This is a genomic window from Pseudomonas sp. TE12508 (assembly GCF_056279485.1).
Genome location: NZ_JBWCCN010000001.1, coordinates 175,391 through 193,496, shown reverse-complemented (window position 1 = coordinate 193,496; position 18,106 = coordinate 175,391). Strand labels below are relative to the sequence as shown.

At 57.0% G+C, this 18,106-nt stretch carries 20 protein-coding genes and 1 tRNA gene; 5 read left to right on the top strand and 16 right to left on the bottom strand.

What is annotated here, in order from left to right; genetic code table 11:
* Positions 1-104: 104 nt before the first annotated feature.
* Both ACZ9IM_RS00825 and ACZ9IM_RS00820 read left to right on the top strand, forming a co-directional pair.
* On the top strand, positions 105-929 hold the full coding sequence (locus ACZ9IM_RS00825; RefSeq protein WP_427625433.1) for an FkbM family methyltransferase: 825 nt from the start codon (positions 105-107) through the stop codon (positions 927-929).
* A 77-nt stretch (positions 930-1,006) separates the two neighbouring features.
* Positions 1,007-1,082: transfer RNA gene (locus ACZ9IM_RS00820), tRNA-Thr, on the top strand.
* Positions 1,083-1,372: 290 nt separating this feature from the next.
* Here ACZ9IM_RS00820 and ACZ9IM_RS00815 read toward each other — a convergent pair.
* From ACZ9IM_RS00815 to ACZ9IM_RS00805, 3 genes are all read right to left on the bottom strand, one after another.
* Positions 1,373-1,729 carry a hypothetical protein gene (locus ACZ9IM_RS00815; RefSeq protein WP_427625435.1) on the bottom strand — a complete coding sequence of 119 codons (357 nt, stop codon included), beginning with the start codon at positions 1,727-1,729 and terminating at the stop codon, positions 1,373-1,375.
* A complete protein-coding gene (locus ACZ9IM_RS00810; protein WP_007939479.1) occupies positions 1,695-2,093 on the bottom strand; it encodes a carboxymuconolactone decarboxylase family protein in 399 nt (132 codons plus the stop codon). Before ACZ9IM_RS00810 ends, ACZ9IM_RS00815 begins: the two co-directional genes overlap by 35 nt.
* 249 nt (positions 2,094-2,342) lie before the next feature.
* Positions 2,343-3,092: a hydroxypyruvate isomerase family protein gene (locus ACZ9IM_RS00805; RefSeq protein ID WP_427625436.1), complete on the bottom strand. Its 750-nt coding sequence runs from the start codon at positions 3,090-3,092 to the stop codon at positions 2,343-2,345.
* Between the two features lie 295 nt (positions 3,093-3,387).
* Between ACZ9IM_RS00805 and ACZ9IM_RS00800 the strand changes: the two genes are divergently transcribed.
* Positions 3,388-3,711, top strand: a complete 324-nt coding sequence (locus ACZ9IM_RS00800) for a hypothetical protein (protein WP_427625437.1) — start codon at positions 3,388-3,390, stop codon at positions 3,709-3,711.
* Between the two features lie 66 nt (positions 3,712-3,777).
* On the opposite strand, the gene ACZ9IM_RS00795 is transcribed toward ACZ9IM_RS00800, so the two are convergent.
* On the bottom strand, positions 3,778-4,488 hold the full coding sequence (locus ACZ9IM_RS00795; protein ID WP_427625439.1) for an SDR family NAD(P)-dependent oxidoreductase: 711 nt from the start codon (positions 4,486-4,488) through the stop codon (positions 3,778-3,780).
* Positions 4,489-4,530: 42 nt separating this feature from the next.
* The gene (locus tag ACZ9IM_RS00790; protein ID WP_007897514.1) at positions 4,531-4,752 is read right to left on the bottom strand and encodes a tautomerase family protein; all 222 of its coding nucleotides are present in this window, start codon (positions 4,750-4,752) and stop codon (positions 4,531-4,533) included.
* A 661-nt stretch (positions 4,753-5,413) separates the two neighbouring features.
* Between ACZ9IM_RS00790 and ACZ9IM_RS00785 the strand changes: the two genes are divergently transcribed.
* Positions 5,414-6,340: a LysR family transcriptional regulator gene (locus tag ACZ9IM_RS00785; RefSeq protein ID WP_218396915.1), complete on the top strand. Its 927-nt coding sequence runs from the start codon at positions 5,414-5,416 to the stop codon at positions 6,338-6,340.
* Here the strand turns inward: ACZ9IM_RS00785 and ACZ9IM_RS00780 are convergent.
* The 11 genes from ACZ9IM_RS00780 to ACZ9IM_RS00730 all read right to left on the bottom strand — a co-directional run bounded on the left by ACZ9IM_RS00780 (position 6,257) and on the right by ACZ9IM_RS00730 (position 17,337).
* Positions 6,257-6,574 carry an AzlD domain-containing protein gene (locus tag ACZ9IM_RS00780; protein ID WP_008068739.1) on the bottom strand — a complete coding sequence of 106 codons (318 nt, stop codon included), beginning with the start codon at positions 6,572-6,574 and terminating at the stop codon, positions 6,257-6,259. The genes ACZ9IM_RS00785 and ACZ9IM_RS00780 overlap by 84 nt on opposite strands.
* Entirely contained in the window at positions 6,553-7,269 is a 717-nt protein-coding gene (locus ACZ9IM_RS00775; RefSeq protein ID WP_008068738.1) for an AzlC family ABC transporter permease, read from the bottom strand. Before ACZ9IM_RS00775 ends, ACZ9IM_RS00780 begins: the two co-directional genes overlap by 22 nt.
* A complete protein-coding gene (locus tag ACZ9IM_RS00770) occupies positions 7,266-7,703 on the bottom strand; it encodes a GNAT family N-acetyltransferase (protein WP_427625440.1) in 438 nt (145 codons plus the stop codon). Before ACZ9IM_RS00770 ends, ACZ9IM_RS00775 begins: the two co-directional genes overlap by 4 nt.
* A gap of 22 nt (positions 7,704-7,725) precedes the next feature.
* Positions 7,726-8,472: a 2OG-Fe dioxygenase family protein gene (locus ACZ9IM_RS00765; RefSeq protein ID WP_427625441.1), complete on the bottom strand. Its 747-nt coding sequence runs from the start codon at positions 8,470-8,472 to the stop codon at positions 7,726-7,728.
* A 232-nt stretch (positions 8,473-8,704) separates the two neighbouring features.
* The gene (locus ACZ9IM_RS00760) at positions 8,705-9,991 is read right to left on the bottom strand and encodes an OprD family porin (protein ID WP_476223196.1); all 1,287 of its coding nucleotides are present in this window, start codon (positions 9,989-9,991) and stop codon (positions 8,705-8,707) included.
* Positions 9,992-10,226: 235 nt separating this feature from the next.
* A complete protein-coding gene (locus tag ACZ9IM_RS00755; protein WP_063341875.1) occupies positions 10,227-10,622 on the bottom strand; it encodes a nuclear transport factor 2 family protein in 396 nt (131 codons plus the stop codon).
* 17 nt (positions 10,623-10,639) lie between these two features.
* Positions 10,640-11,311, bottom strand: coding sequence for a DsbA family protein (locus ACZ9IM_RS00750; RefSeq protein ID WP_476223195.1), 672 nt, complete (start codon positions 11,309-11,311; stop codon positions 10,640-10,642).
* Positions 11,312-11,666: 355 nt separating this feature from the next.
* Positions 11,667-11,879 carry a hypothetical protein gene (locus ACZ9IM_RS00745; protein ID WP_008068732.1) on the bottom strand — a complete coding sequence of 71 codons (213 nt, stop codon included), beginning with the start codon at positions 11,877-11,879 and terminating at the stop codon, positions 11,667-11,669.
* Positions 11,880-12,124: 245 nt separating this feature from the next.
* A complete protein-coding gene (aguA, locus tag ACZ9IM_RS00740; protein WP_476223194.1) occupies positions 12,125-13,231 on the bottom strand; it encodes an agmatine deiminase in 1,107 nt (368 codons plus the stop codon).
* Between the two features lie 3 nt (positions 13,232-13,234).
* Positions 13,235-14,113 carry an N-carbamoylputrescine amidase gene (gene aguB, locus ACZ9IM_RS00735; protein WP_008068730.1) on the bottom strand — a complete coding sequence of 293 codons (879 nt, stop codon included), beginning with the start codon at positions 14,111-14,113 and terminating at the stop codon, positions 13,235-13,237.
* A gap of 311 nt (positions 14,114-14,424) precedes the next feature.
* Positions 14,425-17,337 carry an aminotransferase gene (locus tag ACZ9IM_RS00730; protein ID WP_476223193.1) on the bottom strand — a complete coding sequence of 971 codons (2,913 nt, stop codon included), beginning with the start codon at positions 17,335-17,337 and terminating at the stop codon, positions 14,425-14,427.
* Positions 17,338-17,515: 178 nt separating this feature from the next.
* Between ACZ9IM_RS00730 and rfbC the strand changes: the two genes are divergently transcribed.
* Positions 17,516-18,061, top strand: a complete 546-nt coding sequence (gene rfbC / locus ACZ9IM_RS00725; protein ID WP_427624240.1) for a dTDP-4-dehydrorhamnose 3,5-epimerase — start codon at positions 17,516-17,518, stop codon at positions 18,059-18,061.
* Positions 18,062-18,106 lie beyond the last annotated feature (45 nt).

Here is an 18,106-nt window from a genome sequence, read left to right as displayed (position 1 = left end):
ATAGCGCAAAATTGCGCCTTGCAACGTCCCTTGCTATACACGCATACAAGGACGCCGACAGTGCGGCCCATGAACAAGAAAAATCTGACCGACAGGATGCGACCGTGACGTTCATTTCTTACGCCCAGAATTTCGAAGACATCCGCCTGTGGCGCGCCCTCAAATACGTCGAAAATGGCTTTTATATCGATATCGGGGCCAACCACCCCACCCAAGACTCCGTCACCAAGGCCTTCTATGACCGCGGCTGGACCGGCATCAACGTCGAACCCATGCCAAATTATTACGACGCCCTGTGCGAACAACGCCCCAACGACATCAACCTGCAATGCGTGGCCGGCGAAAGTGCCGACGACCTGACCTTCTACGGCATCGCCGGCACCGGCCTGTCGACCCTCGACCCGGCCCTGGCCCAGCAACACAAAGACGCCGGCATGGACGTGCGCAGCCAAACCGTCAAATCCCGCACCCTGGCCTCCATCTGCGAACAACACGCCGGGAACCGTCCGATTCACTTCCTGAAAATCGACGTCGAAGGCCACGAAGAAACCGTCCTGCGCGGCATGGACTTCACCCGATGGCGACCGTGGATCATCCTCATCGAAACCCCATGGGAACGCGACCAGACCTGGGAAACCCTCGTCACCGGCGCCGGCTACCAGCCCATCCTGTTCGACGGCATCAACACTTATTACCTCGCCGAAGAGCACCTGGCCCTCAAACCCGCCTTCGACATTCCGCCATGCAACCTGGACGACTTCCAGTTCTGCCGTGGCCACAACTTCAGCCACCCCGTCACTGACGCCGAAAACCACCTCGCCGCCGCCCTGCAACGCGCCGAACACGCCGAAGCGCAGTTGCGGGCGATGCAAAACAGCCGAACCTGGCGCGCCCTCCAGAAACTCAAGAACGTACTGCTTCGCGCCTGACCGAACGCCTGCGCAAAAATAGTCTGAATTCAGGGGTTTACAGAACCAACCCAATCGCTATAATCGTCGCCCAACACGCCGGTATAGCTCAGTTGGTAGAGCAACTGACTTGTAATCAGTAGGTCCCGGGTTCGACTCCTGGTGCCGGCACCATACAAAACAAAGCCCTCGCAGCAATGCGAGGGCTTTGTTGTTTCTGGGGTTGGAGAATCTGCTTCCATCCGACCTTGATAGCCCCACCAAATTCGCCTGCGCGCCTGCCGTTACACATTCGCTTCAGCATGACGTTGACGAGCGACTGCCCCACCTGAAATGCACACCAATACACCCGTCAAGCCTAGGTTGACGTTGTCAGCATGCTCAAATCGTGCGGGGCTTTTTTGCTCGAACCAGGGATACGACGATTTGCATCTGGGAAAATAAAGTTGTCCCTTTTCCACTTCTCAGGGGTTGTTGTTCCCGGATGCCGCTCCTGCCTGGGGCCCTTTGCCGAGCAAGGGGGCGGTTTCCACTTCCAGCATCAGCAGCACCATTTCCGTCAACTCGGCGTCGGACTTCTGTCCGGCATAGAGGTCATGGAGTGCTTTGGCGAAGGGGATGCGCAGGTCTTGGTTTTCTTCGCGGGCGGTATCGCTGTATTGCATTAGTTCGCTGATGGCTCGCAGCACAGCCGCTTGCCACCGAGCGGTGGTCCTGGGACCATCGCTGGTGATTGCAATCAACTTATCCTTCGTCAGCTGGCGAAGGGCAGGTTCGCGCAACGGCTTAAGCGGCTTTGGGTTGCGAGTGATCTTTGACATACCGGACGATACTCAGCGTTTCCTGCCGGAACTGCTCGTAGTCGATCTGCTGGGCGTTAATAAAGGTGCTGCCCATCATGGTCAGCGAGCCCATAAAGCTGGCTTCGGAAATTTCCTCGTCGCTCGCGCCAAACAAGCGCGCGGCTTCGGTATGGAACAGGGCGCAATACTTGCAACGGGTCGCCCCGGACACCGCCAGACCTATCAACTCCTTGTACTTATTAGGAATCTTGGTATCCGCCAGCCAGAAGTCCCGGGCCACGCCCCAGAATCCGATCGCTCCGCCTTCCGGCATCTGCTTGATCCACTCCGGTACCAGACCCAGGGTCTGCTCAATTTCCTGATAGGTATCACGAATAGCCATTTGACACCTCCTTACCTCTGGAGAGACATCTGCTACAGAGATACAACTAGTTTAGTTCGCTGGCGGCCATGCCAGAGCCGGCAGCAGCACGACTCCAGCAATGAATTCTTAAACATCGTAGAAACAACAGGATGGATTTAGTTTTTTTGGGCGCAATGACGTACCACTAAGAACCTGAAGTTATAGAACTTGGCGGGTTGGCTCAGAACGCTCGTATGTGAAATGCGAATCCCGTCCGCATCGCAAGCGCTAAGCACTTAGCTGTTTAATCCAGTCAAGGCTCGCAACGGTGGAACCGGAAGGACGGTATTCACACCCGATCCATCCTGTGTAGCCACGCTGCTCCAGCGCGACGAACAAAGCTGCGAAGTCGATGTTCCCTGTTCCCGGTTCGTGACGACCCGGGCAGTCGGCAATTTGCACATGGACTGTTCTGTCATAAAACCGAGCCAGAACATCTGCCGCATCTCCGGTCAAAAGCTGAGCATGGTAAAGATCGAGAATCAGCCCGACACTCGGGAAGGTCTCCAGCACCTGTTGCGCCTTGCTGAAGTCGGACATGTAATAGCCCGGCATCTCTTGCGTACAAATTACTTCGATAAGCGGCCGCAATCCCTGATCCTCGAAGTACTTGACGGCATACTCCAGGTTGCCTCCGAAGATAGGTCCTGCGTCATCCTGCGTCGTAACGCCAGACATGATGTGGACATCCGAACATGTCAGCGCCTTTGCATAGCGGGCGGCCTGGAGCAAACCGTGGCGAAACTCTTCTTCCTTGCCCTGCAAGGCAGCGATGCCTTTGGTAACGCCCGCCGGTGCGGCGAACTGAATCAACGGCAGACTGTATTGCGCCAGGTGGTCTGCCAGGAGGCTCGCGTCGAATTCATAGGGCGACGGGAACTCCACTGCCCGAAAACCCGCTGCGGCGGCGGCTTCGATGCGTTGCAGAAAAGGCAATTCATTGAATTGGAAACCGAGATGAGCGTTGAACTTGAGCATTAGGTAAATATCCATCCTTGGGAAGAAATGAAATCATCAGCCTGGAGCATCCTTCGCAGCTCCAGCACTGCATCAAAACAAAGCCCTCGCAGAAATGCGAGGGCTTTGTTGTTCCTGGGGTTCGTGGGGCCAACAGCATTGGCCTGAGCAGTCAGCACAAGAAATCTCTCAGCTACTAACGAGCAGATCTCCCTCTGCTACGCTTCACAAGCCACGGCTTTCCTCAGTTGTGATTTCCGGTAAGTACGTGGCACCACACGACCGAAAGAAACACCAACGAGTAAGGAACACTCCCATGCCTCTCCATAAAATAACCTTGGCCGGTGCGCTGTTGTTCACTCTGGCCGGCTGCAACTCCATCGCCAGCAGTACCAACACGCTAACCGATGAGCAGATCAAATCTCAGAGCGCCGGCGCGTTGGGCTATTCACCTTCTGACTTGAGTATTGTCAGCCGTCGTACTGAAGGCACGAATACTTATGTCGCGCTGAAAACCAATGATAACCAGCAGTTCAACTGCATCATTAACGGCGGCAACCTGCTGACGCTGGGTATGACCAATCCGCCGTCATGCGCGAAAAAGGGTGAACCGATCAAGGTAGCGCCGTTCGGAGGTTAATGAATCAAGGATGAGAGCGCTGGTCGTCGTCCTTGCTGTGAACAGCGCCCTACTCCTGAACCGCTCTCAGTGCCCCGCACTCTGCCCACCATCAACATGCAAGATCTCGCCGGTGACAAAGTTGGCGCTGTCCAGATACACCACAGCCTGAGCAATATCGCTGATCTCTCCCATGTGCCCAACCGGGTGCAAACTTCCCAGTGCTTCGTGGGTTTCCTCACCATGCATCGGCGTCTTGATGATGCCCGGGGAAACCGCATTCACCCGAATGCCACGCTTGGCGTACTCAATGGCCAAGGATTTGGTCGCCGCGTTCAAGCCACCTTTGGTTAACGAAGCCAATACCGACGGCACACCGTCTATAGCGTGATCCACCAGGCTGGTGGTGATGTTGACGACGTGGCCGCTGCCTTGTTTTTCCATCTCGGTGATCGCGAGTTGGGTGATGTAGAAGAAACCATTCAGGTTCACCGATAAGACTGCGGCGTAGTCTTCGGGGGTGTAGGCGGTGAACGGCTTGGCGACGAAGATCCCGGCGTTGTTGACCAGGGTATCGATACGGCCGAAACGTTCGGTCGCTTCACGGATGACGTGCTGGGCGATCGCCGGGTCGCCGATGTCGCCGGCAACGGTGAGGATGTCCGGGTCGGTGGATGGCTGGATCGAACGCGAAGTGGCGACAATCCGGTAATCGAGATCACGGAAGGCCTTGACCATGCCTGCGCCGAGACCTTGAGAGGCGCCAGTAATAACGATGACTTTTTTCGAATTGCTCATGATGAACCCTCCACTACTAAATGATGGTTTTGATGGACGCGGTCATGACTGCCCCTGCGCCTCAGCCAGTTGCTTGCGGTACTGGGTAGTGGTGATCCCGGCATAGCCCCAGTTATCGGTGTCGACTTCTTCGATCACGATGTGGGTCAGGTCCGGGCGTTTGTTGAGGACGCGTTCCAGGGTTTCAGTGATTTCGGCGATCACCTGAGCTTTCTGCTCTGAGGTAACGCCATCGCGGGTGATGCGTACGCTTACGAAAGGCATGAGGAATCTCCAGTGACCCTCTCATCGGAATGATGGGGAGGCGTTGGAGAGGAATGTATGAGGTTGGGTCAGGGGGATAAAGGTGGGGACGGGAACATCATTAGTGACGTGATGTAATAAGTTGCCGGGAGCATCATTATGCGCAGACTATTGAAAAGAGATTTTCCGCCCCCCCAAAAAGACGCCGACACACGGTCAAAAACACCCGTTGACACCCGCGTCACACGGGAAGAAAATTTAATCGAGAGCGCGAAACCGACTGCCTTCAGGTGGCGATAGTCGATGTAGGAGCCCCGTTGATGACCTGAAAATCAGCGCTCGGGTAAACCTCTCCTCCCCTGCTTGAGGGAGCACAATATCAAGCACCTATTCATGAAAGCAGCCTGATCAGGCTGCTTTTTTTTGCCTTGGAAAAAGATTTCGCTGCTTCCAAAAAAAGCTCACACCTCCCCCATCCAGGTCTTTTTTGCTCCCTGATCACCTACCCTCCACCAAAACCCCGATCCTGTGTAAGCCTCAAACCATCGGACGCAGAATCATTTCGCTACTAAACTCGGGACAAGCATGCTCAGGTGCAGGATCATAGCCAGCACGCGACCGACGCCCACCCGGCGGCCAGGTACACAACAATAGCCAGCCCACTTTAGAGGGCATTACCCAAATGGATAGCAGAACCTTACGTAACCTCATGCGCATTGTGCAGACCGGCTCATTGTCGGCAGCGGCAGAGCATTCCTGTTTGACCGTGCAGGCATTGGCCGCGCAGTTGAACAAGGTTGAAGAGCAGTTCGGTTTTCGGTTGTTTCGTCGCTCCAACAAGGGGCTGACCCTGACAACGCAGGGCACGGAGCTCACGCCCTACATGGACAAAGTGTTGGTCGCCACGCGGCAACTGGAAGAAAAAGTCGCCGCGCTGAAGGTGCCTGGGCAGCGCACGCTCAAGGTTGCACTTAACACCACGCTCTCGGCCGACTTCAACCGGCGAATGATCGGGCGCCTCATTGAGGTGTTTCCTGATTATCAACTGGAATTCAGCTACGCCGAGTCGATGGAAAACCTCAGCAAATTGAAGAATGAGGATTTCGACCTGGCCGTGCTGATCGGCCCGCAACAACCGGGGTTACCCAGCATTGCCCTGCCCCATGTACAGGTGCAGGTGGTCGGTGCCCATTGCGGTCAGGAAAACGATCCGCTGATGCTGCTCGGCAACAAGTTTCAGGTTCGTCCTGCCGATGATTGTCCGTATTCCCACAGCTTCTTGCGCTTTCTCGACGCCGGCCTTGGTAATTACGAGTCAGGTAAGCGGATGATCTATTCCTGCAGCGAGACCCTGACCCTGTCGTTGATCACACAAATGGACGGCCTTGGCATGGTTTCCCGTGAAGCGGCGCTGCGTAACGGCCTGACCATTTTCCCGGGTTTCGAGGATTCCCTCGAAGTGCGGTTGGCGGTCAATAATCCCGAGTTGTCGGGTCAGGCCTTGAACGACGTGGTCGCTCTGTCGCTACATGAACGACCCGAGCGCAATGTACGCAGCCGTCCCAACCGCCACACTGAGAAAGAGGTTTTTGCTGAAATACGCACATAACAACGTCGGAATCGCTGCATAGAATTCCGGGCGATCGAGCTGCACCTGCTGATCCTTGATCAACAGCGGCGTAAGGCTGATGGCAGCGACGATCGCCACCGGCAGGTATTCCAGCGCCCTGGCGACGAAGGGCGGCCAATGGTCGGTGTTCACTTGCAGCGGCAACGCACGCGGCAGGAACGTCACGGCCATCATTAGCACGACGACCAGAATCAGGAACGTTTGGTCAGGCATACGCCCACCCCGCAGCCCACGAATGTGGCGATGAATACGTTGAAGGGTGAGCTGCCGATCAGGCTCAGGACACCCATGCAGGCGACCGCGGCCAGTGCGGCGATCAGTTTATTGCGGGTGTTGCACAGCGATACCAGGACGTAGAGCATCATCGCGGTCAGCGCATAGTCGAGCTGATATTTGATCAGGTGCGCTGCGTACTGCGCGCAGATTGCTCCCAGCAAACCACCCAGTACCCACGACGTGTGGCAATACAGATTGAAGCCAATCAGATAACGCACATTGACCGGCGTGCCCTTGCCCAGTTTGACGCTGTGGAAGGCGAACGATTCATCGGTCAGCCCGCCGGCATAACACCAGCGCTCGAGACGACTGAGCCCCATCGCCTGCAAGGCCTTGGCCATGTAGACCGACATCAGCATGTGCCGCGCATTGATCAGAAACGTAGTGAGGATGATGGTGGTCAGCGACGCGCCGCTGGAGATCAGCGCCAGGGCGGCGAACTGCGAGGCACCGGCATAGACGAACAGGCACATCGCGACCGGCAGCCACACGGGCAATCCGGCATTGACGGCCATCAAACCGAACACAAACGACACCGTGAAGTAGCCCGCAATCACCGGGCTGGCTTCAGCAAACGTGCGCGAGGGCTGGGGCTCGACCATCAGCGGCTGGCTGCTGGACGTCTCATTCATAAGTCCCTCTCAAAGGTCGTTTCGCCACGCGGCTCGCAAAAGCCCTGGGCACTCCAAAAACGTTTGCCGGCAAGGTTAGCATCGTCAACGAACAGGAACATCCGCAGCACACCGACCCGTTTCATGTCTGCCGACGCCGCTTCCACCAGGCGCTGACCGACGCCCTGGCTGCGATACACCGGGCTCACCGCCAAGTGATTGATGGTGCCACGGCTGCCGAGCATGCCGCCCAACACCGCGCCGACTACTTCGCCACGGATATCGAGCGCGAGGAACGCAGCAGTGGTTTTTTGCACCAACACACCGCGCAGGCATTTGGCGTCCTGCCATTCACAGAACGACACTTCTTCGAATTGCCGAAAGAAGCGTTCCAGGCGCTGGGCATCCTTGGCCGTCGCGCGCTGCAGCATCACCGGTGCAGGGCACTCGGCCATGTTCATCATGGGATCTAGCTGTTCAGCGAACAATGTCGAAAGCGGTCCCGGGCCGCGAGAAGGAAATGGCCAAAATCTGCCGATAGGCCATTTCGTGAGCGTGAGTGTTGCGTGCCGGTGTCACGTAGTGACGCATCTCGCGATCGAGGAAGTAGGTGGTGTCGAGGATTTCCAGATAGGTCGTCGCTGCCAATTGTTCCTCTTGGGCTGAATACAAACGGCTCTCCGCCCCGTCCACGTTGTTACGGCCCCAGAAATGCACACCGCTGAACGGATAACCGTCGCAGTGAATACCTTCAGGGGTAATTTCCAGTTGCTTGCCTGGCTTGATTTCGATGCGGATCTGATGGATCTGGCATTGCCAGATTTCGTCGTGCAACTCTGGCGGCAATACGTTTTTGTACACCTCGAAATCCGCATCGATGAGGCTGCGCATCACCGGCGAATTGATGACTTCGTTGGAGAAATCCTGGAAGTGCCGCTCCAGTCCGCCGACGTAGCTGTTGTTGGCCTTCGATTGCACGTAGGCGCGGTGTTCCAGCTGCGTCAAGTCACGGGTGACCGGGTTGTATTCGAAATCGCTGTAACGACGGAAACGCATGCCCGCATCGGCTTGGCCGTAATAACTGTCCGGCTCCATGCTTTCCCAACTTTTGGTCAATCTGACGAAGTCGGAAAAATGACCGAAGAGATTGAAGTCGGCTCCCTGGACGTTGACATACTTGTCGCGCCGTAGCGATTCGCCAACTTCTCTGTTCAAAACGATCATTACTAGGTCTCCACTGCATTTAGCGGCTCAATCTAGTAGGTGCGGCATTTGCAGCCCATGAGAAAGAATTTCAGGCATATCAAGCGTTGATTGAAACGCGGTATGAAGTTGCTTTAATTCGACTTTTTACGATCGAAAACAGCCATTTTTCGTATTTTCTTACGGTCATGAGGCGAAAAAAAACCCTGAACCAGTCAGGGTTTTTATCGAGTCTGAACAACTCAGCCGATCATCAGAAGATGTTGATCGGGTAATCCACGAATACGCGCAGTTCATTGCCGCTGACGTTGTACTCGCTGGATTTGTGCGACACGCGCAGGATCGAGCTGCGCACCTTCACGCTCAGGTCTTTGGCCGGGCCACTTTGCACGACGTACTTGAACTGGTTGAAGATCTCGCGCTCGGTGCCGCCTTCGCTGGTGGAGGTGGTGATGTTGTCACCGCGCACATAGGCAACGTTGTAGCTCAGGCCAGGAACGCCGAAGGCGCTGAAGTCCAGACCGTAGCCCAACTGCCAGCTGCGTTCGTCTTCAGCGTTGAAGTCAGACCAGTAGGAATTCGCCAGATAGATGGTGTTGCCACCGTCGCCGACGCGACCTTGATCCTTCTGGTAGCCACCGTAGGCGTAACCCAGGTTGCTGTCGCCGGTGCTGCGTTGGTGAGCGAGTGTGAACGAGTGCGGGCCGGTGGCGAAGGTCGCTGCCAGGCTCCAGATCTTGTTGTCGTCGCCGGTAGCACCGCTTTCGCGGACGTAGGAATCGTCCAGCTTGGTGCGGTAGCCGTTGAAGTCCAGCGTCAGGGACTGCTCCTTGTCGATCGGGAACACGTAGTTGGCGTTCACGTACTGCTTCTTCAATACATCTTCGACGTCGGACGCGTACAGCGCAGCCTTGAACTGTTCGGTGAACTGGTAACTACCGCCCAACACGTTGATCGACTTCAAGCCACCGCTGTCACGGCCTTCAGCACTTTTGCGCGATTCGGCGGTGAAGCGACCGGCGTTCAGTTCCAGACCTTTGATCTCCTTGGAGGTGATCAAAGTGCCGGTGTAGCTTTCTGGCAGCAGGCGCGAGTTGTCGTAGTTCAGCACTGGCAAGGCCGGCATCTGGTCGCCATAGGTCAGCGTGGTGCTGGAGAGACGGAACTTGACGGCCGCGCCACCCTTTGACAGGTCATCCGCCGCGTTGCCGCTGTCGCCCTGTTTGAAAAAGTCGATACCACCGGCGCCGCTGCGGCCTTTGCCGCCGTCCAGACGCAGAGCGTACAGACCGAAAGCATCCACACCCACACCAACGGTGCCTTGGGTGAAGCCGGACGAGAAAGTACCGATGGCCGCTTGGCCCCACTCGGCTTTGTCCTGTCGGCCGTCCTTGTAGTCACGATTGATGTAGGCGTTGCGCAGCAGCACTTTGAGGCTGCTGTCTTCAACAAAACCCTTGGATTCGGCCTGGTCGTTAGCCATAGCCTGAGTGGCGCTCAACATCCCCAATGCGATCAGGCTGATTCGCTTGTTCAACATGTTATTTTCCTTATTACGGGTTGATACGCGCTGTGCCGTACAACTGAAACGGCGCTATCGCGCTCTTTTTTCACCCAAAAACAAAAAGGCCCGCCCACGAAAATTCGCGGCGGGCCTTTTATTGTTTTGTGAGTCATGGCGGTTAGCCACAGGCGTGGGGCGCATCCTATCTGCGCCCTTAATAAGGTGTCAATTTCAGGAATCGTCTGTGAATAGGCGAAAATCGTCTAAGAAATCACTTGTCAGCGATAGCCAATTGCACGGTGTGGCTGTCGACGAATTGTTCGAAATGCGTGACTTTGCCATCGGCCAGGGTCCACAAGTGAGCGACCCGAGCATTCATCGGGCGGCCGGTGGCTTTGTAGATTCCGCTGTAATTGCCGTAGGCAAACACCTTGTCGCCCTGTGCAACGTAGTGCTCGACCTTGAACTGAAAATCTTCCCACTCGGTGGCCAGGCGCTTGAAGACGTTTTCGACGATAGCGTCGAAACCGACATAGGTCCCGGCGTACGGGAAACCTGCGGCCTCAGTCCAGCGAGCGTCATCGGCCAGCGCCGCAGCGGTATTGCGAGCGTTCTCCTGGGAGTTGGCGCCTTCGTAGGTGCTTTTAATCAGGCTCAGGTTATCCATGGTGACTCCAGGTGAATTCAATGGGCGCAGCCGTCGAGGCCACAGGCTTGAAACGCGGATGAAGACTCTTTTGCCGCCAATGACTGGCTCAACCATTGAGCGAAGGCTTGCGGTTTGCCGAGCCAAGGGCCGATGTCGACCAGGGTGAATTGGCCATCCTGTTCCAATGCGAAAGTCGGAAAACCCTGTCCACCGACCTTGGCCAGGAGTGCGCGGCTGTCCTTGATATGGCGCTCGGTGTCAGCTTCATTAAATGCCTGTTGGAACGCCTCGGGTTCAAGGCCGGTCTGTGTGGCGAGTTCCAGCAGCACGGCGTTATCAGCGATGCGTCGACCTTCCACGTAATGAGCCATCTGCAAACGCCCCAGCAATGCTAGCCCGCGGCCAGAGATCTGCTCGGCTGCCAGCACAGCGGCAATCGGTGGCGCGGAATCGAACACTGCCGTCTCATCGCGCAGCAGACCCTCAAAATACGCCTCGCCAAACGGCTGGCCGGTGTACTCGGCGATGCGTCGGTCATGGGGCATGACGTAATTGCGCAGTTGTGGCGAAACGGTCTGGCGGTTGGCGCCGGTCATCATGCCGCCACCGTGGGCGATGACAGGCAACACCGCTTGGGCGGCTTGCACCAATGGTTTGGCGCCGTAGCACCAACCGCACAATGGGTCGTAAATATAGTGAAGGATCATGGGAAGACTCCGGCAACAAAGTAGGAAAACTCAATGCCGGCAGGTTAATCCCCAGGCAGTTTCGGAAAAACGCTGGAATGGCTTTCAGTCTGTTTCATGAATCGGTCGAATACTTTCTGTTTCCGCCAGGTTATGGCCAATATGACCGGAACCTATATCTTCTAAACAATGCAAAACCTTGTGGGAGCGGGCTTGCTCGCGAAGGGGCCATCATGTTCAACCTCTTCATTGACTGGCATATCGCTTTCGCGAGCAAGCCCGCTCCCACATTTGATCTCCAGTGATCATAAAAATCTTCGCCCATAAAAAAGCGCCGCCTTCCCGGCAGCGCTTTTATCAATCCGTTGTTTTCTTCTTATCCTTCCATCACATCCCACAGTGCTTCCAGTTCCGCCTCGCTGAATAAACCAGCGGGGTAGCGCTCGATCATCATCCGGCGCGGATCAGGTTCTCTGATCTGACGCGTTCCATTGGACTTCAACCATTGCGCCAAGACTTGGAGCGATTCGCTATTAACTGCCAGGGGATGCATTGCCCGCTCGCTCACGACGTTCATTTCGGCGTTCATCTCAGCGCTCTCTCCTGGTTTGTGAGCGGCTAACTTATCCAAGGTTTATGACAGAACATCGAAGTTCTCTCCCTCCCCATGTTGCGCCATCGAAGATACAAGAGCTGTGCCAATGTTTTCGAAGTGTCGACAAGTGGATACAAAAAAGCCCGCAGTCCTGATGGGCTGCGGGCTTTCTGTGAAATAACGACGCTAAATCGTTGCTCAATCGATTCTTCAATCAACTCAAGCTGTTACGACCTCACTCACTCCTTGTGCGGGGCGGGTTGTTGTTGGGTAAGGCAGTGGATGTTACCGCCCCCCAGTAACAGTTCGCGACCCGGCACCATGACCACTTCATGCTGCGGGAACAAAGTCTGCAAAATCTCTTTGGCCGGACCGTCCAACGGATCGTCGAAGCTCGGCGCGATGATGCCGCCATTGACGATCAGGAAGTTCACATAAGAGCCGGCCAGACGAACAGTCGGATTGCGTTCCTGAGTGCCGTCCACCGGATCCACGCCAGCGCACTCGTCTTCGGTCGCATACAGCGGCCCAGGAATCGGCATCTTGTGCACCGTGAATGGGCGCCCTTTGGCATCGGTGCTGTTTTGCAGCACGTTCATTGCCGCCTGGCAGCGCGGGTAGTTCGGGTCCTGCGGGTCATCGGTCCAGGCCAGCAGTACTTCGCCCGGACGCACGTAGCAGCAGAAGTTATCCACATGGCCGTCGGTTTCGTCGTTGAACAAACCGTCCGGCAGCCAAATGATTTTATCCACAGCCAGATTTGCACTGAGCACCGCTTCGATTTGCGCACGGTCCATGTGCGGGTTGCGATTGCGGTTGAGCAGGCACTCTTCGGTGGTAATCAGGGTGCCTTCACCATCGACATGGATCGAACCGCCTTCGAGCACAAAACCTTCGGTGCGGTAGCGGGGGCTGCGCTCGATTTCGAGGATCTTGCCCGCCACTTGCGAGTCACGGTTCCACGGCGAATAAAGACCACCGTCGAAACCGCCCCAGGCATTGAAATCCCAATCCACACCACGGACTTCGCCGCGGTTGTTGATGACGAACGTCGGGCCAGTATCCCGAACCCAGGCGTCATCGCTGGACATCTCCACCAAACGAATATTCGGCACGTCGAGACGGGCCCGAGCATTTTCGTACTGGCCGGCGGAAACCGCCACGGTCACCGGTTCGAAACGCGCGATGGCCTTGGCCACCGCCACATGCGCAGCTTGTGCCGGTTTGCCGCCCAGGCGCCAGTTGTCCGGGCGCTCGGGCCAGACCATCCAGGTCTGGGTCTGTGGTGCCCATTCGGCTGGCATGTAAAAGCCGTCGGTGCGAGGGGTGCTGTTCAAAGTGGTCATGGTTCAGGACTCCAGGGAACCGTCGAGGGTTTTGATCGCGCCGTACAGGTTCGGGCGACGGTCACGGAATGAGCCCCATGCGCTGCGGATGTGCTCCAGCTCATCGAGGTCGAAACTGTGAACCAGAATGCCTTCTTCTGTTTCATTCAGCTCCTGGACTTTCTCGCCAAACTGGTTGGCGATGAACGACGAGCCGTAGAAGGTAATGTCGTAGCCGTCCTGCTCTTCGTTGCCGATGCGGTTGCTGGCAATCAGCGGCATCAGGTTGGCGCCGGCATGGCCTTGCTGCACGCGCTGCCAATGGTCGCGGGACGAAATGGTCTTGTCGTGTGGCTCGCTGCCGATGGCGGTCGGGTAGAACAGGATTTCCGCGCCTTGCAGCGCCATGCTGCGGGCGCACTCAGGGAACCACTGATCCCAGCAGATGCCCACGCCGATTTTCGCGTAACGGGTATTCCAGACTTTGAAGCCGGTATCGCCCGGGTTGAAGTAGTACTTTTCGTGGTAGCCAGGACCATCCGGGATATGGCTTTTACGATAAATCCCGAGGTTGCTGCCGTCGGCATCGATGATCGCGATGCTATTGAAGCGTGCGCGGCCGGCCAGCTCGTAGAAGCTGATTGGCAGAACAACCTGCAATTCTTTGGCGACCTTCTGGAAATGCTTGATGGCGACGTTGTCTTCGACCGTCGTGGCCAGCTGCAGGTAATCAGGGTTGGGTTTCTGGCAGAAGTACGGCGCCTCGAACAGCTCCTGGATCAGGATGATTTGCGCGCCTTTCGCCGCAGCCTCACGGACCAGCTTCTCAGCGGTCTCGATGTTGGCTTCAAGGTCCCAGGAACAGGCCATCTGGGTAGCGGCGACGGTAACGATACGGCTCATGAATCATCTCCTGGGCAAGTGTTGAGGGTCGAGGGTGGCATCGACCGATGACAGAAAGAGGCAGCACCGGGCGTGGCTCATCCACACCGTGGGCAGTGGCGACTTTATAGCCGATAAAAATCGGCTTTTAAAGCGATAAATATTCTTTCCGTCGAAAACAACTCACTCAAAGCCGATAACAATCGGTATTTCGCGATTCCAATGTAGGAGCTGCCGAAGGCTGCGATCTTTTGATTTTTGGCATTGGTGATATCGCTAAAGATCAAAAGATCGCAGCCTTCGGCAGCTCCTACAGGGGTCAGCGGTGCTGCTTATAGGCCCTCATCCAAGGCTTTGGACAGCATGTCGACAAAGAAATCCACGCTCTGACGCGACGTAACCATCGGCGGCTTGATCTTGAGAATGTTCAGGTAATCACCCGTCGGCTGCATGAAAATCCCCAGCTCACGAAGGCGATCGCACAACGCCGTGGTTTCTTCGGTCGCGGGCTCCAGGGTTTCTCGATTGCGGATCAACTCCACGCCCAGATAGAAGCCGGAACCATGCACCGCTCCCACCAACGGATGCTGGTCAATCAACGCTTCAAGACGTTCTTTGAAATACCCGCCCACAACCTGCGCGTTCTCCCAGAGTTTTTCTTCTTCCATCACATCCAGCACCGCCATGCCAATCTGGCAACTGACCGGGCTGCCACCGGCAGACGAGAAGAAGTAACCCTCGGCCTCCAGCGCTTCGGCAATTTCCCGTCGGGTAATGACTGCGCCCAACGGTTGGCCGTTACCCATGCCTTTGGCCATGGTGATGATGTCCGGCACTACGCCCTGCTCTTCGAACCCCCAGAAGAATTTGCCCATGCGGCCGTAACCGACTTGCACTTCATCGGCGATGCACACCCCGCCCTGAGCGCGGACCAGCGCATAGACCTGCTTCAAATAGCCCGGTGGCAGCGAGATACCGCCGGCATTGCCGTACACCGGCTCACAGATGAAACCGGCCAGTTGGCGTTTCTGTTCGGCAATTTTCGCCAGGTTATGTTCGACGCTGCGCACGTAATCCGGTGCACTGTCGATGCCACGAAATTCACCGCGATAGGTGTTCGGCGCTGTCACTGGATGCACCCAGTCCGGACGGCTACTCAAGGCCTTGGGGTTGTCGGCAATCGAGGTCGAAACCGCGTCCGCCGCCACTGACCAACCGTGATACGCCTCCAGCACGCTGAGCATGTCGCGACCGCCGCTGTAGGCCCAGGCAAGACGGATCGCCAGGTCATTGGCCTCGGTGCCGCTGTTGACCAGAAATACGCGATCCATGTTATCCGGCGCCAGCTTCAGCAAACGCTCGGAAAACTCGGCAATCGCCGCGTAGTGAAAACGCGAATTGGTGTTGAGCAATGACCACTGCCGGCTGGCGACGGCAGCCATGCGCGGATGGCCATGACCCAGGACCGCGACGTTGTTGAGCATGTCGAGGTAAGAGCGACCCTGCATGTCGATCAGGTGATTGCGCCAGCCGCGTTCGATGCGCGGCGGGTCGACATAATAGTGTTTCTGGGAGCGAGCGAAACTCGCGTCACGGCGGGCGAGCAATGTCTGCGGGTCGAGCTCTTCTTGCGCATCACAGGCCAGGCCCAGCAACACGGCAGGTGAAGGACATAACGCCTGCCAGGCTGCGGCGCGCGATGGCGTACAAAACAATGGCGCGTCGAGCTGAGCACTTCGGCACAACTGCACGATCAACGGCCCGCTGACTGAGCCCAGCACCTGGCCTTTGACCAGCGCCGCGCTACTGCGTACCGATGGAGCCACACCCCACAATCGGACGCTGAGCTCTGGGCCGTCCAGTTGCAGCAGATTCTCCCCTTCAATATGGATAACGCCGGCAAACGGCGCTTCGACCGCCGTGCCATCGGGCACTCGCAACGCAACGTGTAGCGGGAAAGTATCGGGTTCGCTGGCACAGTCCGGGCGAGTGCGGGACAGACGATACTGGCCATATCGACTGGCCGCCAGACCGTGAGCCTCGGCGGCTTGCGTCAACAAACGCAGATCGATCCCTTGCTGCTCCCAGTTACCCGCCTCGAAATGCGCACTGAGCACGCCCAGATCGATCAACGCAAATTCACGCCCCACCAGACTCGGCAACAATGGCGCGAAGTCTTCACTGCCGATGCTCGGCAGGCTTTGACCGACTGCCGTAAGAATCGCCGCCTCCATCAACGCCAACGGCACCGATGTGGCAACACGGAAAATCTCCCACTCATGGGTCAGGTTGTCACGACTGTACTCATTGCCCGGATCAATGCTGACCTGCTGCTCGCCACTTAGCACCAGCACTGCCGAGCGGGCGACGATCAGCGGCCAGAGTGCCAGCAACTCTTCATGCTGCAACGGATTGACCGCGTGATAAGCCCGAACCGCCGGCAAAATGCAGAACGGATCGCCATCGGCATGGTGCAGCAGCGCGGCGCAGGTCACCGACAGATCGGTGATCCGCCAGGTACGGACCAGGTCGCCGAAATCGATCACGCCCTGCAACTGCCATTGGCGCTGCGAATCCCGCTGCCAGACTACGTTGTCGTCGGTGATGTCCATGTGAATCGCCTGCACCGGCAGCTTGTCCACCAAGGGCTGCAAATGGCGCTCGGCCTGTTCGGCGGCTTCAGCAATCAACGCTCGTTGCCGCTCATCCTTGATCACCGGCAGCAAATGCGCGATTAACGCGTTGGCATGGCGAGCGTCCCATTGCAGGGTGCGCTCAAGGCCCGGATGATCGAAACCGGCCAGCGCCAGGTCCATTTCGCCGCAGAGCCGACCGAAACCGACGACCACTGAATGGCTTAGATGATCGAGGTGCGTCAGGGATTGGCCGTCGATGTAATCAAGCAAACGCACGTGCACCGCTTGGCCCCCAACTTCAAGGGAAAGCAGGTCTGCGCCATTTTTGGCAGGAATCACTCGCGGCACCGGCACGCCGGAATGTTCAGCCAGATGCTTGAGTCCTGCGTGTTGGGCTTGCAGTTCCAGCGCCGAGTAATCGCCACGGCAGATTTTCAGGACAAAACGCTCCTGCTCGCTGTCGACGCGGAAATTGAGATCCTGCTGGCTCCCAAGAGCCTGCAACCGCCCGCTCAGCCCGTAATGCTCTTTCAGCAGCTCAAGCGCTTGCGCCGCAGACACCTGCGGGCTGGGCAGACTGGCGCGGTGAATCAACGTGGCGAGCGGCATACAACGACCCCTGAAATTTTATTAGGCGCTTATATCGCCACTGCTTGGGGCGATACGCAACCCCCTTCCTGGTTGGCGCGAATCAAATGCCCGCGCAACTCTCTTCACCGCCCCACTCGCACCCGCCGCCACTTTGCGTAAGAATGTCGGCCATCACGCCTATTGCCGGAGAAACACCATGAATGTAGTCACCACCGACCTGCCCGGTGTTCTGATCATCGAACCCAAGGTATTTGGTGACGAGCGCGGTTTCTTCTATGAGAGCTTCAACGCCAAGGCTTTCGAAGAGGCAACCGGCCTGAACACCCGGTTCGTTCAGGACAACCATTCCCGCTCGCAAAAAGGCGTACTGCGCGGCCTGCATTACCAGTTGGAAAACACCCAGGGCAAACTGGTTCGCGTCACCGCCGGTGAGGTGCTGGACGTGGCGGTGGATATTCGCCGCAGCTCGCCGCATTTCGGCAAATGGGTGGCGGTACGCCTGTCCGCCGACAACCATCGCCAACTCTGGGTACCGGAAGGTTTTGCTCACGGTTTCGTGGTACTGAGCGATTTCGCCGAGTTCCTCTACAAAACCACCGACTACTACACTCCGTCGGCCGAGCGCAGCATTCGCTGGGACGATCCTGACCTGGGCATTGACTGGCAGCTGGACGAAGCACCGAAACTGTCCGCCAAGGATCAGTCCGCCGCGTTCTTCAAGGACGCTGAAGTCTTTTCCTGAATTCCTGTGTGAATTTTCACCGCCAGCGCGCACTTGATCCCAGGT